The sequence below is a fragment of the Terriglobia bacterium genome, assembly GCA_020072815.1.
Lineage (GTDB): Bacteria > Acidobacteriota > Terriglobia > Terriglobales > Acidobacteriaceae > Angelobacter.
Genome location: JAIQGE010000012.1, coordinates 227,026 through 252,723 on the forward strand (window position 1 = coordinate 227,026; position 25,698 = coordinate 252,723).

Genomic DNA, 25,698 nt, shown 5'->3' on the forward strand with positions numbered 1-25,698 from the left:
CATACTAGAAGGATTATGGAAACCAAAGTGACCACGCCGGCGCGGCCGGACCAGCAGGAAATTGAAGAATGGATTGAGGCGTTTGACGAAGTCATTATTCAGGAAGGCGCCACGCAAGGCACGCGTTTACTGGAAGCCCTGGGCAAGCGGGCCCGTGAAGCCGGCGTCAATGTCCCGGCCACGCTGAATACTCCTTATATCAACACCATTCCCGTGGAAGAAGAGTTCCCCTACCCGGGCGATCGCGTGCTGGAACGGCGCATCAAGAGCCTGATCCGCTGGAACGCCATGGCCATGGTGCATCGCCAGAACAAGAAAGATCCTGGCATCGGCGGGCACATTTCCACGTTCTCATCCCTGGCGACTCTGCTGGAAGTCGGCTTCAACCATTTCTTCCGCGCCAGCTACGGCGACCAGCCCGGCGACTTCATTTACTTTCAAGGCCATGCGTCGCCCGGCGTTTATGCCCGGGCGTTTCTGGAAGGCCGCATCAGCCAGCAGCAGGTGGAAAATTTCCGCCATGAGCTGCGCGACACGCCGGGGCTGTCTTCCTATCCGCATCCCTGGTTGATGCCCCACTTCTGGCGCTTCCCTACAGTTTCCATGGGGCTGGGCCCCATCAGCGCGGTGTACCAGGCGCGTTTTATGCGCTACCTGGAAAATCGCGGCATCATCCAGAAGACGCCGCGCAAAGTCTGGGCCTACCTGGGCGACGGCGAAACCGACGAGCCCGAAGCGCTGGGCTCTTTGACCATGGCCTCGCGCGAGAAGCTGGACAACCTGATCTACGTGGTCAACTGCAACCTGCAGCGCCTGGATGGGCCGGTGCGCGGCAACGGCAAGATCATCCAGGAACTGGAAGCCGACTTCCGTGGCGCCGGTTGGAACGTGATCAAAGTCGTCTGGGGCTCCAACTGGGACGACCTTCTGGCCCGCGACAAATCCGGCATGTTGCTCAAGCGCATGGAAGAGTGCGTGGACGGCGAATACCAGAGTTTCAAAGCCAAAGACGGCGCCTTTGTGCGCAAAGAATTCTTTGGCAAGTATCCTGAGACCCTGGCGCTGGTCGAACACATGACGGACGATGAGATCTGGCACTTGCAGCGCGGCGGCCTGGATCCGCAGAAAGTATTCAACGCCTACAAGCGCGCCGTGGAACACACCGGCCAGCCTACGGTGATCCTGGCCAAGACCATTAAAGGTTACGGGCTGGGGTCGGCGCAGGCCCGCAACGCCACCCATCAGGAAAAGAAGATGACCGACGAAGCGCTGTCGGCATTCCGCGCGCGCTTTGAGATTCCCATTCCGGACAAAGCCGCCAAAGAAGGCCTGCCGTACAAACCGGCGGACGACAGCCCGGAGATCGTTTACCTCAAAGAACGCCGCAAGCAGTTGGGCGGATACACGCCTTCGCGCGAGGTCCCGGACTTCAAGTTTGAAGCGCCGCCGCTGGATTTCTTCGCCGAATCGCTGGCCGGATCCAAAGGCCGCGCCGTATCCACGACCATGGGCTACGTCAGCATGCTGCGCAGCCTGCTCAAGCATCCCAAGCTGGGCAAGCTGGTGGTGCCCATCGTCCCCGACGAAGCCCGCACCTTCGGCATGGAATCAATTTTCCGCCAGGTGGGAATTTACGCCTACCAGGGCCAGCTCTATAAACCGCACGACCAGGAAATGCTCCTTTATTATCACGAAGCCAAAGACGGGCAGATTCTGGAAGAAGGCATCACCGAAGCCGGCTCCATGGCGTCATGCACGGCGGCCGGCACGGCGTATTCGAATTACGGCGTGCCCATGGTTCCCTTCTTTATTTATTACTCCATGTTCGGCTTCCAGCGTATCGGCGACCTGATCTGGGCGTTCGCCGACGCGCGCGGCAAAGGCTTCCTGCTGGGCGCCACCGGCGGCCGCACCACTCTGCTGGGCGAAGGCCTGCAGCATCAGGACGGGCACAGCCTGGTGCTCTCCAGCGTGGTCCCCACCTGCGCCAGCTACGATCCGGCGTACGTGTATGAAGTCGCGGTGATCGTGCAAGACGGGCTGCGCCGCATGTACCAGGAGCGCGAAGACCGCTTCTACTACATCATGCTGTACAACGAAGATTACAACATGCCGGAGATACCCAAGGGCTGCGAAGAAGGAATTTTGCGCGGCCTCTACAAGCTGAAAGACGCAAGCGGAGGCAAGTCGCAAGTGCAGTTGTTCGGCAGCGGCAGCATTCTCAATGAAGCGCTGGCGGCCCAGGCGATCCTGGCGGAGAAATACAAAGTCCAGGCCAGCGTGTGGAGCGTGACCAGCTACAACGAACTGCGCCGCGAGGCCCTGGCCACCGAGCGCTGGAACCGTCTGCATCCCGCGGAGAAAATGAAGCAGCCATACATTCTCTCTACACTCGAAGCCGCTGGGGCCCAGGGGCCGATCGTCGCGGCGACCGATTACATGAAGGCCGTCCCCGACCAACTGGCTCCCTGGCTGGGAACGCGCCTGTCCACGCTGGGCACCGACGGCTTTGGCCGCAGCGACAATCGCGCGCACCTGCGCCGGCACTTTGAGATCAACGCGGAGTCCATTGCGGCAGCGGCGCTGTCGGCCTTGGCCCGCGATGGCAAGTTTGATCCCAAAGCCGCGCAGCAGGCCCACGTTGATCTCGGCGTGGACACGGAAAAGGTGGATCCGGCAAGGGCGTAAAGAGAGCAGCCACCGGCTAGCGATGTAGAACTTTTTGCTGGTTTTTCGCGGATCACTTGCCAAACAAAAGCCGCAGCAGAAGGAAAACAAGAATTGGAGCGGTGAAGTACATCAGGCATCCCCATAGTCCAGGGAGAGCTTGATGTGACCTTGGTGCGGTCGGAGACGTCCTTTGGCGGGGATGTTCAACGAACGATTCTGGCTTCCATGTGTTTAGATCAGTCCGAGGATGTGGGATGCCGATATTGTCGTGAACGAAACCAGATCCTGAGCAATATCGGCAGTTCTCGTTACTTCCTTCGCAAACACAAGGTTTCATATAATTTTGCGACGATCTCTGTGGCGCTTGGCGTTACAAGGCCGGCATTCGCAATGTCTACCTCCTTCCGATCCTTCGTGGCTTTTGCCTCCGGGCGAAAAATCCGTAAGCGGTTTCCATGTGCGGCAGGTTGAACAGAGCTTTTCTTCGATTCCACCTCTAACTCGAAGTTTTGGATATGGCTGCATGGAATCAAGTCCCCAATATTTATAGGCTACGCCGCCTGCAGCAGCTCATCAACACGGTCTTAGAGACATTGCCGAATTTCTTCATTATTCGTCTTATCGCCCTGGCTTTTTGAATTTGTTACCAGGAAATAAAGCGCCGCAGGCGCGCCATAACGGTAGCCCAGGCCGTAAGGCCTGGGAAAACGGATGTAGAATCTGAAGCCCCGGAGGGGCGACACTTGTCACATACCTACAGCAAGAACCATTTTCACATCGTATTCAGCACCAAGGGACGCAGAAAACTGATCGCAAAAGGACTCCAGGCGCAACTCTGGAGTTACACAATGGGCATTTGCCGGAACGTGAACATCGTGGGACTTGCCATCGGCGGAATGGAAGACCACGTTCATGCCCTGGTAGAGCTGCCGCCGAGCATGTCCGTATCAAAAGCGGTCAATCTGCTGAAATCGAACTCCTCACGGTGGATGAACCAGCAGGGGATCAAATTTGCCTGGCAGGAAGGCTTCAGTTCGTTCGCTGTAAGCGCGTCGAACGTTCCGGCAGTGAAGAAATACGTTTTGAATCAGGAAATTCATCATCGCAAGATGAGCTTTGAGGACGAGCTTCTCGTATTGCTCAGAAAGCACGGGATCGACTTCGATCCCAAACACGTCTTCGGTTAGTGCCGCCGCCTACGGGGCTCGCCCCTCTGCGAACCTAAGCCCAGGCCTTACGGCCTGGGCTACCGTTATAACGCGCCTACGGCGCTCATTCGCCGTCAACTTTTCAAGTATCTCATCCATTTCCTCGCAATAATCTGTCTGCAGTTGGCACTCGCCAATGCTGAGAGTTTCCTTCAGAGATTCGTGTGCTTTACGCGCTTTCCAGCCGGAGAGCGGACGAGTAGGCCTTCTTTCCTCCCTCGTCCGTGACTCCCATCACATTCCTTTCGTCCCTCTCTGTACAGAATTACTGGCTCGCAAGAATGTATAATGCGCGACGCGAGTTAGATTTCTCCCCGGGAGGAGCTCCATGCGTGCTGGTTTGCGCTCTACAGCGGCTGCAACAATTCTTATAGGCTTCAGCTTGGTTCTGGGATCTGTGCCCCCTTTGCAGGCCCAAGGCACCATCAAGATTGGCGTGATCACGTCGCTCACCGGCAGCCAGGCGGCTTTTGGCGAAGCCCACAAGAACGGCTACTCCATCGCGCTGGATGAAATCAACGCCAAGGGCGGCGTGCTGGGCAAGAAAATCGAACTCGATTGGTATGACGACCAGAGCAAGCCGGACCAGGCGGTGCAAGGCGTCTCCAAGCTGGTGGACCAGGACCACGTGGCCATGCTGCTGGGCGCGTATTCCAGCGAAAACACCAAGGCCATTATTGGTCCGGTAACCACGCACCAGATCCCGCTGCTGATCCCCACCGCCACCGCTGACAACGTGATGGATTCCAAGTCGCCCTGGGTGTTCCGCATCTGCGCCGGAGCCACCGCCTACGCCAAGGAATGGATTGCGTTTCTCAAGAAGAACGGCGATCCCAAGACCATGGTCATTGTGTACGAGAAGACCAATTTCGGACAGGCCAACATGCAGGCCATGAGAGATGCCGCCACGGCCGCCGGCATCAAGGTGCTGGCCACGGAAGAATATGAGGCCAAAGCCCCGGACTACAAAGCTGTGCTGCGTCGCGTTAAAGACAAGAATCCTGACGTGATTTACTTCTGCTCATACCTATTGGACGCCACCACGCTGATGCGGCAATCCATGGAAGTGGACCTGAATCCCAAGTACTACACCGCCGCCGGCACCGGCTTCTCCGCCGCAGAATTTCCTACCGCCAAGGGCGCGGGCCGCAACGCCGAGTTCACGCTGTCAGTGTCCCAGTGGCTGCCGGAAGCTCCCTGGCCGGGATCGAAGGAATTTGACGCCGAGTACTTCAAGCGCTACAACTCCCATCCGCAGTATCACGCCATGCAGGCTTACCAGTCGCTGCACACCGCGGTGGAGGCCATCAACAAAGCCAAGTCAACGGACGCCGCCAAGATTCGCGATGCCATCAAGAACCTGAACCTCAAGACCAGCGCGTTTGGGCCCATCAAGTTTGACGCCACGGGGCAGAACCAGCACCCGGTACTGATCACTCAGGTGCAAGGCGGACAGTACAAGGTGGTCTATCCTCCGGACATCGCCCAGGCTAAACCGATTATTCCCGCGCCCAAGTGGACGCAGCGCAAATAAGGAGGGCAGCCCAGCTTGCCCCGGTTCCTGACTGATTTCCTGCAAGCCGGCATGGACGGCCTGCTGACCGGCGCGCTCTACGCGCTGATCGGCATGGGCCTGGCGCTGATCTTCGGCGTCATGCGCATCGTGAACTTCGCTCACGGCGCGTTTCTTATGGTCGGCATGTACGTCAGTTGGGTGCTGTTTGACCGGCTGCAGCTCAATCCTTACATCGGGTTTCTGGCGTCGGGAGCTTTTCTGTTCGCGTTCGGATGGGTGGTGTACAAGCTGCTCATCCAGCCCATCCGCGACCGCTCAGACTTCATGCAGATCCTCATGACTACCGGGATTGCCCTGATCCTGGTGGATAGCATTCAACTCAAATTTGGCGCCGACTACCACCAGACCATCATTGATCTCACCAACCGCCCGCCGTTCGGCTTTGGCCCGTTCACCCTGAACCGCGCCGCGCTGATGTCGTTTGCCATCGCCGGAGTGTTCATCGTCGGCTTGCAGCAGTTTGTGGTGCGCAGCCGGACGGGGCAGGCGTTGCGCGCGATCGCGCAGAACCGCGAAGTCGCGCCGCTGATGGGCATCAACGTCACGCTGATTCAAGGCTTCAGCTTTGCTCTGGGCATTGCCATGGCCGGACTCGCCGGCGGACTTCTGCTTCCCGCGCTCTATCTGTTTCCCAGTGTGGGCGAAGACTATACGCTGAAGGCCTTTGTGATCGTAGTGCTGGGCGGCATGGGTTCGATTGAAGGCGCGGCCATTGGCGGGCTGGCGCTGGGCGTAGCGGAAAGCCTGACTAGCGCTTACCTGGGCCAGCAGTGGGCGCTGGCCGTGGACTTTGTGCTGTTCCTGCTGGTGCTGTCGCTCAAACCCAGCGGAATCTTTGGAAGGCAGCGCGCATGAGCACGCTGGGGAGACAACACGCATGAGCGCGCTTCGCGGATGGAAAATCTTCGCTCTGCTGGGCGTGACGCTGGCCTGCGCCGCGGTCCCGCTGCTGGTCCCCAACGACTACGTGTTGCAGGTGGTCTTCCGCATCATGTTGTTCGCCGCGCTGGGACTGGCCTGGAACCTGGTCGGCGGCTACGCCGGTCAGCTCTCGTTGGGCCATGTGGCCTTCTTTGGCGTGGGCGCCTACGGCATGGCCATGTTTTATGCCCACCACGTTCCCGTCTGGCTTTCCGTACTGCTCGCCGCTGGCGTGGCCACCGGTTTTGCCGCGCTCATTGGATCGGTGGTGTTTCGTCTGCGCGGCCCGTACTTCACGCTTTCGACCATCGCCTTTGGCGAAGTGCTGCGCTTGACGGCGACGAACCTTGTCTCCACCGGAGGGGCCATCGGGCTAAGCACGCCGGCGCTGTTCCAGCCAAAATCTTTCTGGAAGATGTTTTATCTTTCCGCCGTGGCGCTGGCTTTTGTCAGTTTTCTGGTGAATGCCTGGACGTCGCACTCGCGCTTCGGCTACTACCTGATGGCCATCCGCGAAGATGAAGAGACGGCCAGCGCCGTGGGCATTGATACCGCGAACTACAAATTGCGCGCGCTCATGGTCAGCGCTTTCTTGACCGCGCTGGGCGGAGCGCTCTACGGCAGCGCTTTCCAGTTTATTGTCCCGGACAGCGTTCTTACCGTGGAGATTTCGGTGCAGATCGCCATCATCACCATGCTGGGCGGCGCAGGCACGCTCCTGGGACCGGTGGTGGGAGCGGTGCTTCTGCTCTCGGCGTCAGAGTTGTTCAAAAACAAGTTTCAGGAAAGCCATCTTCTTATTTACGGCGTATTGATCGTAGTGGTGGTGCTGTTCCTGCCGGAAGGCATTGTGGGCGGCCTGCAACAGTTGCTGCAACGCAAAGCCAAGCCCCCGGCCAGCGCCGCGCCGGCCACGGCTCCGGCCCAGGGAGGCGACTGACGTGGACACCATTCTTGAACTCCGCAACGTCTCCAAGCGCTTTGGCGGGCTGCGCGCCGTAAAAGACGTGTCGTTTCATATGGGCGAAGGCGAGATCCTGTTCGTCATCGGTCCCAACGGCGCGGGCAAGACCACGGTCTTCAACCTGATCAGCGGCTTCTTCCACCCGGAAGAAGGGACCATCCTTTTTCATGGTCACGACATCACGCGCGCCAAGCCGCATGTGTCCGCCCGGCTGGGCGTGGGCCGCACCTTCCAGATCGTGAAGCCGCTGCCCAGTCTCACCGTCCTGGAAAATGTGATGCTGGGAGCGTTCATGCACACCGGTCATCTGCATCAGGCGGAAGACGAGGCGGCCAAGATCCTGGACTTTCTGCAAATGTCGCACATCAAAAACTTCCCGGCGCGCGGGCTGCCGCTGGCTGCGCTGAAGCGCCTGGAGATCGCCCGCGCCCTGGCCACCAAGCCCAAACTCATCCTGCTGGACGAAGTGGTCTCCGGTCTGACCACCAGCGAAGCCCTGGCCCTGGCCGACCTGATCAAGCGTCTGCCGGAGTGGGGCGTGAGCGTGGTGGGCGGCGTGGAACACGTGATGCAAGTGGTGATGAAGATCTCTGATCGCGTGGTGGTGCTGGATTACGGCGCGAAAATCGCTGAGGGCAAGCCCGCCGACGTGGTGAAAGACCCGGCGGTCATCGTTGCCTACCTGGGCGCCAAATACAAGGAGATGGTGCATTGAGCGCGGCGACGAATCCGGCGAACTCGTCCGGCGCAGCGCCGACCACGCCGCTGCTGGAACTCAGCAACGTCACGGCCTACTACCGCGACTTGCAGGCCTTGTTCGGCGTGACGCTGAAAGTTGCCGCCGGAGAAATCGTGACGCTCATCGGCTCGAACGGCGCGGGCAAGACCACGCTGCTGCGGGTGATCTCCGGCCTGAAGCCTGCCGCTTCCGGGACGGTGCGTTTTGAAGGACAAGACGTTTCGCGCGTCCCTGCTCACAAAATGGTAGCGATGGGAGTAAGCCACGTGCCGGAAGGCCGCCAGGTCTTCCCTTTCCTCACAGTGCGGGAAAATCTTTCGCTCGGCGCCTACACGCCGCGCGCTCGCGCCACCATGAAGCAAGCCATGGAAGAACAGCTCGCGCTCTTTCCCCGCCTGGGTGAGCGAATGAACCAAATGGCCGGCACGCTTTCCGGCGGCGAACAGCAGATGGTGGCCATCGCCCGTGGCCTCATGGCCAAACCAAAACTTCTTTTGCTGGACGAACCTTCGCTCGGCCTGGCGCCGAAAGTAGTGGACGAGGTCTTCGACAAAATCCAGGCAGTGCGCCGCACCGGAATCACCATGATGATTGTGGAACAGAACGTGGTCAGCGGGCTCAGCATCGCCGACCGCGGCTATGTGATCCAGACCGGCTCGGTGCTGCTGGAAGATACCTCCGCCAATCTCCTCAAGAATGAAATGGTGAGGGCGGCGTATCTGGGGCTGTAGCGTTCATCCGCGCCATTCACAGCGGCTGCAGACTCTTCACAAACTCCGAATCCTTGCTGATGGAGATCAATCCATAGTGCGGCGGCAGGAACCAGGTCAGCCGGTACATGATGCTGCCAAATTGTTCCTGGTTATCAAAGTCTTCGGCAAACACTGAGAAGACCAGAGACTGTGCCGGAGTTTTGCCGGGATCGTTCAGCAGCAGGACTTTCAAGTCCGCGCTGCCGGTTTTCTTTTCCAAAAATTGCCGGATCACCTTGCGCGCGTAGGGCGGGAAAAAAGCTTCGCTGGGCTGGGTGACCAGAATGCTTTGCGTTGAAGATGACGCGTCGCCATCCGGTGCCTCGGCTTCGTCACCGGCGCCAGGCTCGGCGACTTCAAACGTCCCAAACTCTTTCAGACTCCACAGCAGGCCGTAAGGAAAGACCCACTCAGGCGGCTGCGGATCTGGCTGGATCACCACGCCGAACCCTTCCGCGAGACAGGTTTCTAAAATGTGCGAGAGACAAAACGTCTCAAATGCCTGCTCCGCCGGAGGCAGGTTCAGGACAAAGTAAGGAAAGCCGTCGGGGCCCTGCAGCACCTGGTCAGCGGGCGTGGCCATGCTGGCGTCCGGGATTACCGCGTAGAATTTTTCTCTCCACGCTTGGTCGCGGTCGTCGCGATCTACCTTGAATAAGTCCAGGACTTGCTGGGTTTTTCCCAAATCAAATTTTGCCATCGTCTCTCCAGCCCATCTCGGCTCCAGCAGCAAGTGTAGCCCATGCTCGGACTTTTTCTCTGAGTTGCGGGAATAAGCGCGCCGCAGTTCAGTTTAGGAAAGTGACGGATGGAGAGTTCGTGATGAGCGAGCGATTTCCGGGAGTCGCTAACCGGCGCCCCGCGCAAAAAAGCTTGCAGCTTCCGCGCAACTCCGTAATCCCATTCCGCGCAAGGCAACTAAGAAGAAGCCTGAATCCAAATCAAGAAACTAACGGAGATGATCATGAAAACTTTGCTTCGCACTTTTGTTATCGCGCTTCTGGCCACGTCGGTGACCAGCTTTGCTCAACCCGCCGACAAGTGCGGCGACAACAACTCAACCACCATGACCCAGAAAGAAGTGAAACAGAACACCAAGAAGTCCAAGAAGCAGGCCAAGCCGGCGAAGACCAACGACCAGAAGGAAAAGGAATACGATCCCACGTTCGGCATCTGGGGATGAGACGATCGGATTCAGTCCCGGCCATCAGCAGGAGGCGGTAGCATCTTCAGCGGTGACGCGCAGGTTTTTCGATGCTGCCGCCTTTCGACCCCACAACTCACAGGCAGGCATAGCTTACAATCCTATGTAGTGAAGACACGCATCCGCCTATTGGCCGTGGACATTGACGGCACCCTGACTGACTCCCGCTTCAAAGTCCCGGCACGCAATCTTGCCGCGTTGCAGGCGGTGCACGCAGCCGGCGTGCAGATCATGCTGGCGACCGGCCGCCGGCATGACTACGCTCTGCCGCTGGCCAAAGAACTGGGAGTGCCGGTCTGCTTGACTAGTTCCAACGGGGCGCTGATTCGCTCCATGGAAGGCGAGACTTTCTACGCCAACCGCTTGCCGGCCAGAATCGCCAGAAAGCTGGTTGCCCACATGGACGGATTTCGCGGGCATGCCGTGCTGACCTTTGACCGCTCCGGGCATGACTCGCTGGTGCTGGAGCGCACGGACGAGCTGACCAAGAGCGTCTCCCGCTGGCTGGAAGTGAATGAGCCGCACATTCATCGCGTGGCTCGCCTGGAAGACGCGCTGGATGGCGAAGACCCCATCCAGGCCATGTACTGCGGACGTGTGGCCCGCATGGAAGAAGCCCAGCATCGCTTGGCGGAAGCGCCTTTTGTGGATGAGTTCACCATGCTGCGGACGCAGTATGACCATCGCGATTTGTCCATTCTGGACATCCTGAACCAGGGTTGCTCCAAGGGCCATGCGCTGCGCCGCTGGGCGGAGAAGCAGGGCGTCCCGCGGGGCCAGATCATGGCTATTGGCGACAACTATAACGACATGGAAATGCTTCAATTTGCAGGACTTCCAGTGGTTATGGGGAACGCGCCGGAGGCCCTGAGGCAACTCGGATGGCCGGTGACGGCCACTAACGAGGAAAACGGCGTGGCCCAGGCCCTGGAAGAGATTTTAGGGCTGGCTTTCTAGGGCTATCTCGGTCACAATAGCTAACTTGGGCGAAGTATGTCTTTTGCGAAACCAATAGGAATTGCGCTGGTGCTGCTGGCCGCACAACTCTCCGCTTCGGCGGCGGAGATGGCGGTGCTGCGCAACGGCTTTTCCATCTCTTTTGTTCGCAAACAACAGTCCGGCAGCATGACCCGGCTGTTTACAGCCAGCGGTTATATTGACGTGCCCACGGCGGACATTGCGTCGTATGAAAAAGACGAAACGCCGGCTCCTGCGGCGCTTGCGACTTCACCAGTCGCGCCGCCCTCTGGTCCTTCGATGAGTGTTCCGCCAGACGCGTTGGCTTCGACATCAGCACCGGCGCCACCTGTGGCCCAACCTGTTCCTGTGGCCGCTGCGCTTACGTCGGCTGATATTGACCAGGCAGTGCGCGAAGCCAGCAGCCGTCATCAGTTGGATCCTGACTTCGTCAACAGCGTGATCAAAGCGGAGAGCAACTTCCATCCGCGCGCGGTGTCCAACAAAGGCGCGCAGGGACTGATGCAACTGATGCCGCAGACCGCGTCCAAGCTCGGGGTGACGGACCCGTTTGATCCCAAAGCCAACATTGAGGCCGGCACCGCCCATTTGAAAGCGCTGCTGAGCATGTACGGCAACGATCCCGTGAAAGCCCTGGCCGCCTACAACGCCGGCGCGCATCGCGTGGAGCAGTACCACGGCGTTCCGCCATATCGCGAAACACGAGCCTACGTGTCGAAGATTGTCCGTGACTTCAACGCCAAGAAACGTGCGCAGATGAAAAACGACGCCGCCAAGACTCAGGCGAAGAACGCTACGGCCAAGACCGCAGCGCAGCCCAACGCGGCACAGAAGAAGACCGCGGCGCCGCGCAAGCAGCAAGCCAGCGTTCCCAAGTCCAGCAAGCCGGCCTGAAGAATTCCCATTTAGAATGAGAGCAGTGTTTGCGTTGCGGGCAAAACCCGCGCGCGGACTGATGCATAGGCCCGGGAACTCTGACCCTCAATGAAGAAAAAAATCCTGATCACTGTGGTCCTGCTGGCGCTGGCGGCACTGATCTATTTGCAGTTCAAGACCTGGCGCAAGTTTGACTGGCAGTCTTTCCGGGAGCAGACGGAAGACGTGAACATCGGGTTGATCGCGCTGGGCGTGGCGATCATCCACTTCGACTACTTCCTGCGCGCGCTGCGCTGGAAGATCCTGCTGCGGCCGGTGTGCGACGCCAAGGCGATAAGCCTGCTGGCCCCCACGATGATCGGTTTCACGGGAATGGCGCTGCTGGGACGCCCAGGCGAGTTCATTCGGCCATTTCTGATTGCCCGCAAAGTAAAGCTGACAATGTCTTCACAACTGGCCGTTTGGGTAGTGGAGCGGCTGTTTGATGTGGGCGCTTTCGCCATCATCATGGCCGTGAACATTCTGGTCTCACCCGGATTGAAAGACCTGCCGGGTTTTGCCGGCGGAGCGGGACGAAGATTCTTCGGCGTCCACGTTTCGGCATTCAATCTATTTCAGGGTTTCAGTTGGACGTTACTGATCGGAGTATTGGCGGCATCGTTCTTTGCATTTCGCGTACGAAGAAATCCGGAGCGGGTGGCCGGACTTACCGAACGCCTGCTCAAGCCCGTTTCGCCCAAGCTGGCGCACGCTGTTGGTCATCGCGTTCATACCTTTGGCGAAGGGCTCAACACGATTCAGGATGCGAAGTCTTTCGTCCAGGCCTTCGGGCTGTCGCTCTTGTTGTGGATCACCATCGGCGCCACTTATGTTTGCGTGATGCGCGCCTACGACAGCATCAGTGCGATGACCATCTCTGAAGCTTTGCTGTTGACCGGCGCGAGCGTGGCCGGCGGAGTTCTGCAATTGCCGGTTGTGGGCGGCGGGTCCCAGTTGGCCACCATCGGCATCCTGGTGGGCATATTCCAGTTCTCAAAGGAGCTTTCCATCAGCTGCGGCATGATGCTCTGGCTGGTGACTTTCATGTCAGTGATCCCGGCGGGGTTGGTGCTGGCGCACTTTGAGCGCGTCTCTTTCACCAAGCTGGAAGTGGAAAGCAAAGCCGAAGAAGAAAAAGCTTTGGCCGACGCACACACCGAGGGGTAAGACATGCGGAGCCGCGCGTTGCGGGCTCCCTGCTACAATTGAAAGTTATCGTATCTGCAAGCCGAAGTTGCGTTTAAGCATCCATGAAATGTCCATTTTGCGGGTTTGAGAACGACAAGGTAGTGGACTCGCGCGAGAGCAAGGAAGGCGAATCCATCCGCCGCCGCCGCGAGTGCATGAAGTGCGAGAAGCGCTTTACCACCTACGAGCGCATTGACGAAATTCCCTACATGGTGGTGAAGAAAGACGGCCGCCGCGAGAAATTCGAGCGCAAGAAAGTCCTCAACGGGCTGCTCCGGGCCTGCGAGAAACGGCCGGTCTCCATGGGCAAGCTGGAGCAGATCGTCAATGAGGTGGAGCAGTTTGTGGTGGATTCGCCGGAGCGGGAGCAGACTTCCACGGCCATCGGCGAGCAGATCATGGACCGCCTCAAGCAAATTGACAAAGTCGCATACATCCGCTTTGCGTCCGTGTACCGCGACTTCCAGGACGTGAGCGAGTTTCACAGCGAACTGGAACGGCTCGGCGCTAATCCGGAAAAGCCCAAGTCGGCAGCTAAACCCAAACCCGGCGTGAAATAATCAAGGACTCATGGCCCATAAGGTGACATTGATTCCGGGCGACGGCATTGGCCCGGAAGTAACGCGCGCGACGGTCCGCATTCTGGAAGCGGCCGGAGTCAAGATTGACTGGGAAACCGTGGACGCCGGGGGCAAGGCCTACGAAAAATCCGGCCAGCACATTCCCCAAGAGCTGATTGAATCCATCGAGCGCACCGGCCTGGGGCTGAAAGGGCCCATCACCACGCCCATCGGCGAAGGTTTTGCCAGCATCAACGTGGCCCTGCGCAGACGATTTGAGCTTTACGCTAATTTTCGTCCGGTCCGCAGCCTGCCTTCCCTGCCCACGCGCTTTCCCAACGTGGACCTGGTCATTGTCCGCGAAAACACTGAGGGCGAGTACTCCGGCATTGAGCATGAAGTTGTGCCCGGCGTGGTGGAAGCGCTGAAGATCATCACGGAGAAAGCTTCCACGCGCATTGCGCGCTTCGCCTTTGAGTACGCGCGGCGGGAAAAACGCAAGAAAATCCACGCCATCCACAAAGCCAACATCATGAAGATGAGTGACGGCCTTTTTCTGCGTTGCTGCCGCGACATCGCCCGCGAATATCCCGAGATTCCCTACGCCGAGCACATCATTGACAACACTTGCATGCAGCTGGTGATGAACCCTTACCAGTACGACACGCTGGTGATGGAGAACCTCTACGGCGACATTATTTCCGACCTCTGCGCGGCATTTGTGGGCGGGCTGGGCCTGGTTCCGGGCGCCAACCTGGGCGATGGCTGCGCCATCTTTGAGGCCGTACACGGCTCCGCGCCGGACATCGCCGGCAAGGACCTGGCCAACCCCACCGCGCTGTTGCAGTCAGCCATTCTGATGCTGCGTCATCTGCATGAAGTGGAAGCCGCCGACGCCATCTATACCGCGCTGGAAAAGACCTACAAGGAGAAGCTGCACATCACGCGCGACGTAGGCGGGACTTCCGGCACCACAGAATTTGCTGACGCGGTCATCGCCAACATGGCGGCCGTCCCTGTTACCAGCTAGACCAGCCGTCTCCGATTTAGAATAATCAACCTATGCGAATCGTACTCCCGGTCACGCTTCTGGCTTTGCTGTTCGCCGGCTGCAACAAGTCTGAAACCGCGCCGCAACCTGTTTCTGCGACGCCCGCCAAAGCCAACGTCATCGTGGTTGATCCCACTACCGCCGGCAGCATCAGCGGTGTTGTCAGTTTCAAAGGCGTTGTCCCCAAGTTGGCGACGCTGGACATGAGCGCCGACCCCGGCTGTCCGCCCAAGCCGCAGCCTGCGGAAACCGTGGTGGTCAAGAACGGCAAACTGGCCAATGTATTTGTGTACGTAAAAGCCGGGCTGCCCGCAGGATCGTTCGCCATTCCGCCGGAACCGGTTGTTTTGACGCAAAAGGGCTGCCGCTACGTCCCGCGGGTGATGGGCGTCATGACCGGACAGCCGTTTAAGGTCACCAACACCGACACCGCGGACCACAACATCCACAACATGCCGGGCGCCAACCCGGAGTGGAATGAGAGCCAGATGCCGACTGACCCGCCCATCATCAAAACCTTCGCCAAGCCGGAAATGAATATGGTGCTGCAGTGCAACCAACACCCGTGGATGCGCGCGTCGGTGAACGTGATGACCCATCCTTACTTTGCGGTCAGCGGCGAAGACGGCAGCTTCCAGATCAAGGATCTGCCACCGGGCGACTATACGTTACTCGCCGTTCATGAAAAGTTCGGCGAGCAGACCGTGCAGGTGAAGGTGGCGGCCAAAGAGAGCGCGAAGGCCGCGTTCACTTTTACGCCACGGCCGTAGAATCTCTCCGTCCGGTTCGGGCCGAACTGAATCCAGATGCTAAAATGAGAGGTTTCCCAAGGAGAAGTTCTGGAGTTGTCCCCCTACAAACCGGCCCATCACTGGTTTACTCTGTTCGTCGCGATTGCGGCCTTTCTGCTGCTGATTGCCGGCGGGCTGGTTACCAGCAACAACGCAGGTCTGGCCGTCCCCGACTGGCCCACCAGCTTTGGCTCGCTGTACAAGATGCCGCGCATGATCGGCGGCGTGAAGTTTGAGCACGGCCACCGCGTGTTCGCCGAGATCGTGGGCCTGCTGACCATTATTGCCGCCGTCTGGACATGGATGGTGGACCAGCGCCGCTGGATGCGCACGCTGACCGTGGGCGCCGTGTTGGGCGTGGTATTTCAGGGCGTGCTGGGTGGTCTGACCGTGCTGAATTTTCTTCCTCCAGCCATCTCCACCGCGCACGGCGTCGTCGGCCAGACCATGTTCTGCGTGCTGGCGGCCATCGCCGTCTTTACCGGCCGGAGCTGGCTGGAAGAACCCGCGGCAAGCATCACCAAACAGGACGCGGCTCCGCTCATCCGCCATAGCTGGATGCTGATCGGCTTCCTTTACCTGCAACTGGTTCTGGGCGCGGCGTTCCGCCACGTGTGGACCAAGTGGGGCCCGGTAGGTTCCGCACAGTGGCCGGCGAAAAAGATCGTGCACATGTTCCTTTATCCACACATTTTGAATTCGCTGCTGGTCGCCGGCCTGATTGTGTATGTGAGCCTGCGGGTCCTCAGCAAACATCAAAACATCGCTCACCTGAAACGCCCGGCGCTTTGGCTCCTGTTGCTCATGATTGTGCAGATGATGCTGGGCATCAGCGCTTACGTGGTCCGCGTGGTTTTGGGCGTGGATGAAGCGCAGCCCACGCTGGCCCTGGTGGGGATCACGGTGGCCCATCTGGGAGTGGGTGCGCTGATACTGGCGTTTGCTTTTGTGCTGACCATCCAAACCTACCGCCATACCAGCGACTCGGGGCAAGTCCTTCCCATTGACAGCCGCAGAAAGAAGGCCAACGCATGAGCACCGCGCAGCAACTCGTGGAGCAGGAAGCGGTGGCCGCCGTCAGCGTGGCGCCGGTGGCGAGAAAAAAACATTCTCTGCTCGGCGACTACGCTCAGCTCTTCAAAGTTCGCGTGACTTCCCTGCTGGTGATGACTGCCTGGGCCGGCTACTACATGGGCGCGGCCAAAAGCAACGAGCCCTGGCTTACTTGGAACCTGCTGAACGCGCTGTGGGGAATTGGTTTGACGTCCGCCGGCGCCGCGGCCCTGAATGAAGTGCTGGAGCGCCGCTTGGACGCGCTGATGAAGCGCACCAAGGACCGCCCGCTGCCGGCCGGCCGGATGGACGCCGCTACCGGATGGATTGCCGGCGTCGCTGCCGTGTTGATCGGGTCCATTTCCCTGGCGATCACCACCAACCTGCTGACCGGTGTCCTAACGCTTTCAACCGCCGTCGCCTACCTGGTCTTCTACACGCCGCTGAAAACCGTGTCGCCAATTTCCACCTTTGTCGGCGCTTTTCCCGGAGCCATGCCGCCGCTCCTGGGCTGGACCGCGGTCCGCGGCCGCGTGGACCCCGAAGCGGTGTTCCTGTTCCTGATTGTCTTTCTGTGGCAGTTCCCCCACTTTCAGGCCATTGCCTGGATGTATCGCGACGACTACGCCGCCGCGGGAATCAAAATGCTTCCCGTGGTCGACAAAGCCGGACGCAGCGTGGTCCGGCAGATGATTTCCTACGGCTCGGCGCTCATCCCGGTGAGCTTGATGCCGGTGTTGTTCCGCATGTCCGGCAGGGTCTATCTGGCCGGGGCGTTGCTGCTGGGGCTGGGTTTCTTGTGGTTTGTTCTGCGGCTGGCGCGGACCAACCTGCCCACCACGTCGCCCGAATCACAGCGCCTGGCGCGGCAACTGCTGCAGGCGTCCATCATCTATCTGCCGCTCCTGTTTGCGCTGATGATGCTCAACGTGGTGCGCTCGTAATGGCCACTGTCTTGGACAATGTGACTTCAACTCCTTCCGCCCGCGATGGTTCCCCTGTAATCCAGGTGGAAGAGCTTCGCCACAGTTACGGCGATCGTGTAGCGCTAAATGGAGTTTCGTTTGACGTCCGCGCTGGGGAAATCTTTGCTCTACTCGGACCCAACGGCAGCGGCAAGACCACGCTGTTCCGCATACTCTCCACGCTGATGCTGCCCACCAGCGGACGCGCCCTGGTCGGCGGCTGCGATGCCGCCACGCAACCTGACGATGTGCGCCGCCGCATCGGAGTCGTCTTTCAGTCGCAGAGCGTGGACATCAAGTTGAGCGCGGCGGAAAATCTCTGGCATCAGGGCCATCTTTACGGGCTGCATGGGAGCGAACTCAAGTCGCGGATACAGGAAATGCTGGCCCGCGTGGGACTGGCCGACCGCGCTGGCGATCGCGTGGAAACCTTCTCCGGCGGCATGCGGCGGCGCGTGGAACTGGCCAAAGGACTCATGCATCATCCCAGCGTACTGTTGCTGGACGAACCTACAACAGGGCTTGATCCCGGCGCGCGTCGCGATTTGTGGCAATACCTGCATGAATTGCGTACGCAGGAGCGCGTTTCGGTCATCGTGACCACGCATCTTATGGAAGAAGCCGAGCGTTGCGATCGCCTGGCCATCTTGAGCGAAGGCCAAGTGGTCGCCTTGGGAACGCCGCTGGAATTGCGCAGCGAAATTGGCGGCGACGTGATCGTCCTCGAAACTGGCGACCCGGCGTCACTGGCGGCGCGCATCAAGCAGAAATTCCAGGTTGCCGCCACGGTGCTGGAGAACAAAGTCCGCATGGAGCGCAAGGACGGCCACCGCTTCGTCCCTGACCTGGTGGAGGCCTTCCCCGGTGAAGTGCAGTCCATCTCCGTGAGCAAGCCGACTTTGGAAGACGTGTTCATTGCCCGCACCGGCCATCGCTTCTGGACGGAAGATGCGCAAGAAGCTGCGACGCAACAGGAGAAACACTAAATGGTCCAGGCAGCCATCACCCCCGCCGCGGCGGTTGCACCCCGCGTGAACCCGTTCTTGCCCGCGTTCACCTTGTGGTGGCGCGAAGTGGTGCGCTTCTACCGGCAGCCGGCGCGGGTGGTGGGCGTGATTGCTTCACCGCTCATCTTCTGGGTGGTCATCGGCGCGGGCTTTGGAAAGTCATTGCAGTCGGGCGCCATCGGCACCGGCAACTACCTGCTCTATTTCTTTCCCGGCGCGCTGATGATGATCGTCCTCTTCACTTCCATCTTCACCATGATGTCAGTCATTGAAGATCGCAATGAGGGCTTTCTTCTTTCCGTGATGGTGGCCCCCGTTCACCGCTCGGGGATCGTGCTGGGAAAAGTGCTGGGCGGCACCACGCTCTCCGCCATTCAAGGACTGCTGTTTCTGGTGGTCGCGCCGTTCATCGGCATTCGACTGGGCCTGGAGCAGGTCCTGATCACCGCGCTGGTCACGTTTCTGGTTTCGTTCGCGCTCACCGCGCTGGGCTTTGCCATCGCCTGGCGGATGGAATCATCCCAGGGGTTTCATGCCATCATCAATCTGTTCCTGATCCCCCTGTGGCTGCTTTCCGGGGCCCTGTTCCCCATGAGCGGCGCCACCGGCTGGATCAAGATGCTGATGCTCGTCAACCCGCTGAAGTATGGCATGGACGCGCTGCTGGTCACTATGTTTCCCGCAACTGCTCCGGCGACTACGCTGCCTCTTTGGGGATCCATCGCTGTGCTGGCCGCGTTCGCTGTGTTGGTATTCGCTGCCGGGTTTGTGATCGCCAGCCGCCGCAGCACGGTCCCCGCGGCTTAAATGGCCGATTTAACCATTTTCCCGGCCATCAACGCCACGCTCAACGGCGCCAGCGCCGTGCTGATACTCACCGGACGGGCCTTCATTGCCCGCAAGCAAGTCGCACGCCACCGCGCATGCATGATTGCCGCGGTCATCACGTCGGGCATTTTCCTGGTTTGCTATCTCTACTACCATGCCCACGTCGGTTCCGTGCGTTTTCCCGGACAAGGCTGGGTGCGTCCGGTTTATTTTGCGATCCTGATCTCGCACACGGTGCTGGCGGCTGCTGTCCCCCCGCTGGCGCTGACGACCCTCACTTTTGCCCTGCGCGAAAAATTTGACCGCCATCGCAAGATCGCCCGCTGGACGTACCCCATCTGGCTTTACGTGTCGGTGACCGGCGTGGTGGTCTATATAATGCTGTACCGCATTTACGGCGCGCATGCATAAGAAGCTAAGATGCTGAGACGCCGCGTGCCACGCACTTCGCGCGCGCAGCGAGGCCGCGCGGCGGCTTAGGGACTTTTGACAAATCTTCGCGGCCTGATATATTGACGGAAAATTCTTGAAGGGAACGAAACTCTCATGGCACGCAGCGTAAACAAAGTGATTCTCGTCGGGAACCTGGGCAAAGACCCTGAAGTAAAGTACACGCCCAACGGCGTCCCGGTTGCCAAGTTCAGCATCGCCACCAACGAAAAGTTCAAAGACAAGAGCGGCGAGTGGCAGGAGCGCACTGAGTGGCACAACATTGTGGCCTGGCAGCGACTGGCGGAGATTGTGGGCGAGTACGTGAAGAAAGGCTCCAAAGTCTATCTGGAAGGCAAGCTGCAAACCTCCAGTTGGGAAGACAAGCAGAGCGGAGAGAAGAAGTACCGTACTGAGATTGTGGCCCAGGAGTTGGTTCTGCTCAGCGGTCGGGGCGACAGCGAAGGCGGCGAAGGAAAGTTCTCGCGCAGCGGCGGGGCCTCGCATGCGGGTGGCGGTGCGTCCAGCGCCGGGGCAAGTTCCATGGACCAGCGGACACAACACACTGATGAGGTAGCGCATTCGGCGGAAATCACTGACGAAGATATTCCCTTTTAGCGCGGCAATCCGCGCGGCCAAGAGCGCAAACCCGAGCAAGGCTGCGACCCGAGAGAGCGCGCAAGTGCCTTCCTGCAGCCCTGCGCGGACGCTCCCTTGGCGGGTCTGGCTTCCCTTTGTCACTTCTTGCGCCCAGATTGACATTTTATGTCACTTTGCGGTTAAAATCAGGAAGAGTCAACCCCAGCGTTCTCCAATACGATTGATTCGATATCTCGCTTCAAATCAATTATTTAGATGGACCAATCTGGGCCTTGCTGCAGGGTCTCAGTCGAAAGGTATTCGGATTGCAAAATGTAAAGGAACGTTGAGTTCTCTCAAGTTCAGTCAAGTACGTCAGTACTCAAAGAGTTTGAGGATTCCGAGGATTCCAAAGAGGGAGATTTTATCCATGCGCAAACAGAAAGGCTTTTCATTGATCGAGTTGCTGATTGTGGTAGCGATCATTTTGATCATCGCCGCAATTGCAATTCCCAGCTTGCTCCGGTCGCGTATGGCAGCCAACGATTCCGCTGCCGCCAGCACCGTCCGCACCGTCAACACTTCTGAGGTTGCTTACCTCACCTGGCACCGCGAAGGTGGATTGCACCGTTCCCGCCAACGTCGGCGCGAACAGCGCCTGCCTGATTGACGCCATTGTGGGCTGCAGCGACGCCGGTCCGTGTCCGAAATCCGGCTACTCGTATTACATCACCGGCAACGCGCCCGCCAATCCGGGTCCGCTGCCCGACTACGCGATCACCGCAGCCGCCACCAACTGGGGAACCTCCGGTAACACCACGTTCTGCTCCATCACGGACGGCGTAGTGCGCCGCCTGGTCACACCGGTCCAGATCTCTGCCGCGGCATCGACCACGGTTTGCGCTGGCGCCACTTACCAGGCTACTCAGTAAGCCTGCTTCAACTCGGAGTTTTTCGGCAAGTACCTGGGGGAGGGTATGAGCCAAAACGGAGGACATGGTGAAAGCCATGTCCTCTTTGTTTGCGAGAATATGTCAAACGTATGACATTATTTGTCATTAAAATCGCCCAAACTCACTGAAAGTCCCCTAATGCATAGTACTGACCTGGCTGCGAGTAAGTCTTTTTTTTGGCTGGACTTGAACCAGAAAAGGCACCGACTCCCCCGGCGGTGGCCCGTAAAGTGCACTATCCAGGCTCGAAGGCACAAGTGGTCGTCTCGCGCACAGCGGAGTTTTCATAAAGCCACGGCCTAGAATTTGTAGAGGAGATCTCCATGCGTAAACAGAAAGGCTTTTCATTGATCGAGCTGCTGATTGTGGTAGCGATCATTTTGATCATCGCCGCAATTGCAATTCCCAGCTTGCTCCGGTCGCGTATGGCAGCCAACGATTCCGCTGCCGCCAGCACCGTCCGCACCGTCAACACTTCTGAGGTTGCTTACCTCACCATTGGCCAAACTTGGGCCTGGCACCGCGAAGGTGGATTGCACCGTTCCCGCCAACGTTACGCAGGACAGCGCCTGCCTGATTGACGCCATTGTGGGCTGCAGCGACGCCGGTCCGTGTCCGAAATCCGGCTACTCGTATTACATCACCGGCAACGCGCCTGCCAATCCGGGTCCGCTGCCCGACTACGCGGTCACCGCAGCCGCCACCAACTGGGGCACCTCCGGCAACACCGCGTTCTGCTCCATCACCGACGGCGTAGTGCGCCGCCTGGTCACACCGGTCCAGATCTCTGCCGCGGCATCTACCACGGTCTGCGCTGGCGCCACTTACCAGGCTACTCAGTAAGCCTGCTTCAACTCGGAGTTTTTCGGCAAGTACCTGGGGGAGGGTATGAGCCAAAACGGAGGACATGGTGAAAGCCATGTCCTCTTACTTTTATAGGATCATGTGAAATTGCCGTTCATTCAGATAACATTTTTTGTCACTTCCGCGTCACGCGGGACCTCAAGTTCTGCATTTTCTTAAGCCAATCCACCTCCCGATATGTATGAAAATAAAGTTATTTATCAATGATCTTGCCATAGGTACTAAGGTGTGGCGAAAATGGCCCTAAAGATGCCTTTATAGAGGGGTTGTTTGAACTTTGAAGGGCACATCCGTGAAACCGATGAACAACAACAGGTTAGTAAAGGCCAGGGGCTTCTCGCTTATCGAGCTGTTGATTGTAGTTGCGATCATTTTGATCATTGCCGCGATCGGCGTCCCCAGCTTGCTGCGCGCCCGCATGCTGGCCAACGAGACTGCCGCGGTGGCAGCAATGCGCAACATCCGTAATTCTGAGGCCACCTACGTTACGGCTTACGCCACCGCGGGCTATGCCAACACGCTGGCCAAACTGGGACCGGGAAGTCCCTGCGACCAGAATGGCGCCTGCCTGGTGGATGAGCTCATCGGCTGCAAAACGGAGCCTTGCCCCAAGAGCGGATATACATTTTCCCTAAAGTCTGAGACCGCAGCAGCGCCCTATCTCGACTTTGCCGCAACCGCTACGCCCCTCGCCCTAGGAAGTTCGGGGCGGAACAATTACTGCGTTCCGGATGACGGAATTATCCGCCAGCAATTGAACCCGGTCGCCTCCATTGCTCCGGTAAGCAGGGCGACGTGTTCCGATGCTACGCAATTCACCGTGGTGCAATAGCCCGCGCGGTTTGAATGTGCCGCCAGGGCAGGTAAAATGAATGGCTTGGGTAGCCAACCACTGACTATGCACGCCATCGAGATTCAGGGCCTTTCTAAAAACTACGCTGTCGGATTCTGGAAGAAACAGCTGCGTCCGGCATTGAAGTCACTGAGCCTGACGGTGGCATCCGGCGAGACCTTCGGGTTTCTCGGGCCGAATGGCGCGGGCAAAACCACCACACTGAAACTGCTGATGGGGATCATCTTCCCCAGCTCCGGCTCCGCCACTATTCTCGGCAAGAGCTTCCGCGATCCCGAGATCAAGAAGAAGACCGGCTTCCTTCCCGAGCAGCCATATTTCTACGACTACCTCAGCGCACCCGAACTGCTGGACTATTACGCGCGGCTGTCCGGCGTCTCGCAAACGGTCAGAAAGCAGCGCATCTCCTCCCTGCTGGAGCGGGTAGGCCTGGGTGACGTAGGCAGCAAACAGCTGCGGAAGTTCTCCAAGGGCATGCTGCAGCGCGTCGGCATTGCGCAAGCCATCGTCCACGATCCTGAAGTCATTTTCCTGGACGAGCCCATGTCCGGCCTGGACCCGCTGGGGCGGCATGAAGTCCGCGAACTGATTCAGGGTTTGAAGGACCAGGGCAAGACGATATTTTTTTCCACCCATATTCTTTCCGACGCGGAAGCCTTGTGCGACCGGGTCGCGGTGATTCACAAGGGCGAACTGCGCGGCGTTGGCGTGGTGAACGATCTGCGGTCCTCTGCCGGCGGCAAGAGTGAAGTGATCTGGGAGGGCACAGCGGCCCTGCCCGCGGTGGCCGGGTTGCTGGCTGAATCTCATGTTGCGGGCAACCTTGTGCGTGCCACGGTGACCCGGGAAAACCTGGATTCGCTTCTGGACAAGCTGCGCCAGCAACACGTCACGCTGATTTCCGTCACTCCCTTGCACGGAACGCTGGAGGAATACTTTCTGTCCAAGACCGCGGAGGAGACCAAAGAGACGGAGGACGTCACGGTATGACCTCCCGTCTTGCCGCCATCACGCTGAACACTTTCCGCGAAGCTGTTCGCGACCGCGTGCTTTACAACCTGATTGTGTTTGTTCTGCTGCTGGTGGCCAGCGCACCGCTGTTCGGCGCCATCTCCATTGACGTGGAGCGGCTGGTCCTGGTCAACGTGGGCTTAAGTTCCATTTCGCTGTTCGGGGTCATCATCGCCATCTTCATCGGCATAGGCCTGGTGTCCAAGGAGATTGAGAAGCGGACGTTGTACACCATCCTGAGCCGCCCGGTACGGCGCTGGGAATTCATCGCGGGCAAATATTGCGGTCTGATGATGACTCTGGTGGTCAACGCCGCGCTGATGACCGCGGGATTCTACCTGGCGCTGGCCATCACCTCGCGCGGGCTCGCGGCGCATGATGCCCAGCTCCTGGTGGCGGTCTATTTCACCGTGCTGCAGTTCTTGATCGTCACCGCCATCACGCTACTATTTTCGTCGTTCTCGACGCCTATTTTCTCCGCCATTTTCACCTTCGCGCTGTTTGCTATCGGGACTTATTCTGACGACTTGAGCAGTTTTGCCGCGGCAGCTCAGGGAATCACCAAAATATTTGGGACGATCGCCGCTTACCTGGTGCCGCATCTGGCGTCGTTGAACGTTATCGCCCAGGTGGCCCACGACCAGCCGGTCAGCGGCAGCCTTATTCTCTACAACACGCTCTACGCGCTGTTCTATTCTGCGGCGGTCACCTCGGCAGCGGTGTTGATCTTTGAACGGCGCAACCTGAAATGAACCATCACCGGCATACCACAATCATTGCCGCGGCGCTCCTGGTGGTGCTGTTCGCCGGGGCGGTGCTGTCGGTGCAGAAAGTGGACAGCTACCGTCAAGAAGCCACGCTGGAAGAAATTCTCTATCTGCCTTCAGGAAAAACGCTCAAGCACATGAGCCTGGGATATTCCGGTCTGCTGGCGGACATCTACTGGACGCGCGCCGTCCAGTACTTCGGCAATAAGCACCTGAAGCACTCCGAACATTACGACCTCCTCTATCCCCTTCTGGATATCACCACGGACCTGGATCCGCAGCTGGTGGTGGCGTATCAGACGGGCTCCATTTTCCTTTGCCAGCGCCCGCCGGACGGGGCTGGGGACCCGGACAAAGCCATTGCGCTGCTGGAAAAAGGAGTCCGGGCCAATCCCACTTACTGGCGTATGTATTTCACCATGGGCTTTGTGCACTACCTGGAACGCCATGACTATAAAGCCGCGGAAAAGGCCTTTCAGGCGGGATCAGAGGTTCCCGGCGCGCTTCCCTGGATGAAAGTCATGGCCGCAAGGATGGCGGAGCATGCTGAAGATACCAGCACAGCAATGCTTCTGTGGAGGGGGATTTACGAAAACTCCAGGGACAAGATGATTCGTGAAACCGCCCTCAAACATCTGCTTTCTCTCCAGGCGGAATCGGACATCGAACAACTGGGCCGGCGGGTTCAGGCGTATCGCGACCGCACCGGATCATTGCCGGCGAACTGGCTGGACATGGTCCGCCGCGGGCTGCTTCCAGGAATACCGCAAGACCCCACGGGACATCTTTACAAGCTGCAGCCGGACGGCGCCGTGGGAGTGGAAGATCCAAAGCAGTTTCCGTATTTGGGTCAAGGCCGGACGACAAAGTAA

The 25,698-nt window shown here is 58.9% G+C and carries 29 protein-coding genes; 28 read left to right on the plus strand and 1 reads right to left on the minus strand.

Going from position 1 to position 25,698, the window contains the following annotated elements:
• Positions 1-15 precede the first annotated feature (15 nt).
• The 7 genes from aceE (at position 16) to LAO20_16260 (ending at position 8,809) form a co-directional block, all read left to right on the plus strand.
• Complete coding sequence (gene aceE, locus LAO20_16230; protein ID MBZ5532978.1) at positions 16-2,688, plus strand: pyruvate dehydrogenase (acetyl-transferring), homodimeric type; 2,673 nt, start codon at positions 16-18, stop codon at positions 2,686-2,688.
• A gap of 725 nt (positions 2,689-3,413) precedes the next feature.
• A complete protein-coding gene (tnpA, locus tag LAO20_16235) occupies positions 3,414-3,857 on the plus strand; it encodes an IS200/IS605 family transposase (protein ID MBZ5532979.1) in 444 nt (147 codons plus the stop codon).
• A 418-nt stretch (positions 3,858-4,275) separates the two neighbouring features.
• On the plus strand, positions 4,276-5,412 hold the full coding sequence (locus LAO20_16240; GenBank protein ID MBZ5532980.1) for an ABC transporter substrate-binding protein: 1,137 nt from the start codon (positions 4,276-4,278) through the stop codon (positions 5,410-5,412).
• Positions 5,413-5,427: 15 nt separating this feature from the next.
• Positions 5,428-6,309 (plus strand): branched-chain amino acid ABC transporter permease, encoded by an 882-nt coding sequence (locus LAO20_16245; GenBank protein ID MBZ5532981.1) that lies wholly within the window; start codon positions 5,428-5,430, stop codon positions 6,307-6,309.
• A 22-nt stretch (positions 6,310-6,331) separates the two neighbouring features.
• Complete coding sequence (locus LAO20_16250; protein ID MBZ5532982.1) at positions 6,332-7,315, plus strand: branched-chain amino acid ABC transporter permease; 984 nt, start codon at positions 6,332-6,334, stop codon at positions 7,313-7,315.
• A gap of 1 nt (position 7,316) precedes the next feature.
• Positions 7,317-8,054 carry an ABC transporter ATP-binding protein gene (locus LAO20_16255; GenBank protein ID MBZ5532983.1) on the plus strand — a complete coding sequence of 246 codons (738 nt, stop codon included), beginning with the start codon at positions 7,317-7,319 and terminating at the stop codon, positions 8,052-8,054.
• A 50-nt stretch (positions 8,055-8,104) separates the two neighbouring features.
• Positions 8,105-8,809: an ABC transporter ATP-binding protein gene (locus tag LAO20_16260; GenBank protein ID MBZ5532984.1), complete on the plus strand. Its 705-nt coding sequence runs from the start codon at positions 8,105-8,107 to the stop codon at positions 8,807-8,809.
• Between the two features lie 16 nt (positions 8,810-8,825).
• Here the strand turns inward: LAO20_16260 and LAO20_16265 are convergent, their stop codons facing one another.
• Entirely contained in the window at positions 8,826-9,530 is a 705-nt protein-coding gene (locus LAO20_16265) for a hypothetical protein (GenBank protein ID MBZ5532985.1), read from the minus strand.
• 264 nt (positions 9,531-9,794) lie between these two features.
• Between LAO20_16265 and LAO20_16270 the strand changes: the two genes are divergently transcribed.
• The 21 genes from LAO20_16270 (at position 9,795) to LAO20_16370 (ending at position 25,698) form a co-directional block, all read left to right on the plus strand.
• Positions 9,795-10,013 carry a hypothetical protein gene (locus tag LAO20_16270; GenBank protein ID MBZ5532986.1) on the plus strand — a complete coding sequence of 73 codons (219 nt, stop codon included), beginning with the start codon at positions 9,795-9,797 and terminating at the stop codon, positions 10,011-10,013.
• A gap of 129 nt (positions 10,014-10,142) precedes the next feature.
• Complete coding sequence (locus LAO20_16275; GenBank protein MBZ5532987.1) at positions 10,143-10,991, plus strand: Cof-type HAD-IIB family hydrolase; 849 nt, start codon at positions 10,143-10,145, stop codon at positions 10,989-10,991.
• A 108-nt stretch (positions 10,992-11,099) separates the two neighbouring features.
• Positions 11,100-11,906 carry a lytic transglycosylase domain-containing protein gene (locus LAO20_16280; GenBank protein MBZ5532988.1) on the plus strand — a complete coding sequence of 269 codons (807 nt, stop codon included), beginning with the start codon at positions 11,100-11,102 and terminating at the stop codon, positions 11,904-11,906.
• 90 nt (positions 11,907-11,996) lie between these two features.
• Positions 11,997-13,094 carry a flippase-like domain-containing protein gene (locus LAO20_16285; protein ID MBZ5532989.1) on the plus strand — a complete coding sequence of 366 codons (1,098 nt, stop codon included), beginning with the start codon at positions 11,997-11,999 and terminating at the stop codon, positions 13,092-13,094.
• Positions 13,095-13,177: 83 nt separating this feature from the next.
• Positions 13,178-13,675, plus strand: a complete 498-nt coding sequence (nrdR, locus tag LAO20_16290) for a transcriptional regulator NrdR (protein ID MBZ5532990.1) — start codon at positions 13,178-13,180, stop codon at positions 13,673-13,675.
• A 10-nt stretch (positions 13,676-13,685) separates the two neighbouring features.
• Positions 13,686-14,705 (plus strand): isocitrate dehydrogenase (NAD(+)), encoded by a 1,020-nt coding sequence (locus LAO20_16295; GenBank protein MBZ5532991.1) that lies wholly within the window; start codon positions 13,686-13,688, stop codon positions 14,703-14,705.
• A gap of 32 nt (positions 14,706-14,737) precedes the next feature.
• On the plus strand, positions 14,738-15,496 hold the full coding sequence (locus tag LAO20_16300; protein MBZ5532992.1) for a DUF2012 domain-containing protein: 759 nt from the start codon (positions 14,738-14,740) through the stop codon (positions 15,494-15,496).
• A gap of 75 nt (positions 15,497-15,571) precedes the next feature.
• The gene (locus tag LAO20_16305) at positions 15,572-16,552 is read left to right on the plus strand and encodes a COX15/CtaA family protein (GenBank protein ID MBZ5532993.1); all 981 of its coding nucleotides are present in this window, start codon (positions 15,572-15,574) and stop codon (positions 16,550-16,552) included.
• Positions 16,549-17,514 carry a heme o synthase gene (gene cyoE / locus LAO20_16310; protein ID MBZ5532994.1) on the plus strand — a complete coding sequence of 322 codons (966 nt, stop codon included), beginning with the start codon at positions 16,549-16,551 and terminating at the stop codon, positions 17,512-17,514. The genes LAO20_16305 and cyoE overlap by 4 nt, the downstream gene beginning before the upstream one ends.
• Positions 17,514-18,521, plus strand: a complete 1,008-nt coding sequence (locus tag LAO20_16315; protein ID MBZ5532995.1) for an ABC transporter ATP-binding protein — start codon at positions 17,514-17,516, stop codon at positions 18,519-18,521. Before cyoE ends, LAO20_16315 begins: the two co-directional genes overlap by 1 nt.
• Positions 18,522-19,349 carry an ABC transporter permease gene (locus LAO20_16320; protein MBZ5532996.1) on the plus strand — a complete coding sequence of 276 codons (828 nt, stop codon included), beginning with the start codon at positions 18,522-18,524 and terminating at the stop codon, positions 19,347-19,349.
• Positions 19,350-19,781, plus strand: coding sequence for a DUF420 domain-containing protein (locus LAO20_16325; GenBank protein MBZ5532997.1), 432 nt, complete (start codon positions 19,350-19,352; stop codon positions 19,779-19,781).
• A gap of 135 nt (positions 19,782-19,916) precedes the next feature.
• On the plus strand, positions 19,917-20,417 hold the full coding sequence (locus LAO20_16330; protein MBZ5532998.1) for a single-stranded DNA-binding protein: 501 nt from the start codon (positions 19,917-19,919) through the stop codon (positions 20,415-20,417).
• A gap of 391 nt (positions 20,418-20,808) precedes the next feature.
• The gene (locus LAO20_16335; protein ID MBZ5532999.1) at positions 20,809-21,048 is read left to right on the plus strand and encodes a prepilin-type N-terminal cleavage/methylation domain-containing protein; all 240 of its coding nucleotides are present in this window, start codon (positions 20,809-20,811) and stop codon (positions 21,046-21,048) included.
• Positions 20,996-21,310 carry a hypothetical protein gene (locus tag LAO20_16340; protein MBZ5533000.1) on the plus strand — a complete coding sequence of 105 codons (315 nt, stop codon included), beginning with the start codon at positions 20,996-20,998 and terminating at the stop codon, positions 21,308-21,310. The genes LAO20_16335 and LAO20_16340 overlap by 53 nt, the downstream gene beginning before the upstream one ends.
• A gap of 344 nt (positions 21,311-21,654) precedes the next feature.
• Positions 21,655-21,912: a prepilin-type N-terminal cleavage/methylation domain-containing protein gene (locus LAO20_16345; protein ID MBZ5533001.1), complete on the plus strand. Its 258-nt coding sequence runs from the start codon at positions 21,655-21,657 to the stop codon at positions 21,910-21,912.
• The gene (locus LAO20_16350) at positions 21,860-22,174 is read left to right on the plus strand and encodes a hypothetical protein (protein MBZ5533002.1); all 315 of its coding nucleotides are present in this window, start codon (positions 21,860-21,862) and stop codon (positions 22,172-22,174) included. The genes LAO20_16345 and LAO20_16350 overlap by 53 nt, the downstream gene beginning before the upstream one ends.
• 313 nt (positions 22,175-22,487) lie before the next feature.
• Positions 22,488-23,027, plus strand: a complete 540-nt coding sequence (locus LAO20_16355) for a prepilin-type N-terminal cleavage/methylation domain-containing protein (GenBank protein ID MBZ5533003.1) — start codon at positions 22,488-22,490, stop codon at positions 23,025-23,027.
• Between the two features lie 45 nt (positions 23,028-23,072).
• Positions 23,073-24,038: an ABC transporter ATP-binding protein gene (locus LAO20_16360; protein ID MBZ5533004.1), complete on the plus strand. Its 966-nt coding sequence runs from the start codon at positions 23,073-23,075 to the stop codon at positions 24,036-24,038.
• Complete coding sequence (locus LAO20_16365) at positions 24,035-24,811, plus strand: ABC transporter permease (GenBank protein MBZ5533005.1); 777 nt, start codon at positions 24,035-24,037, stop codon at positions 24,809-24,811. Before LAO20_16360 ends, LAO20_16365 begins: the two co-directional genes overlap by 4 nt.
• Positions 24,808-25,698, plus strand: coding sequence for a hypothetical protein (locus LAO20_16370; protein ID MBZ5533006.1), 891 nt, complete (start codon positions 24,808-24,810; stop codon positions 25,696-25,698). The genes LAO20_16365 and LAO20_16370 overlap by 4 nt, the downstream gene beginning before the upstream one ends.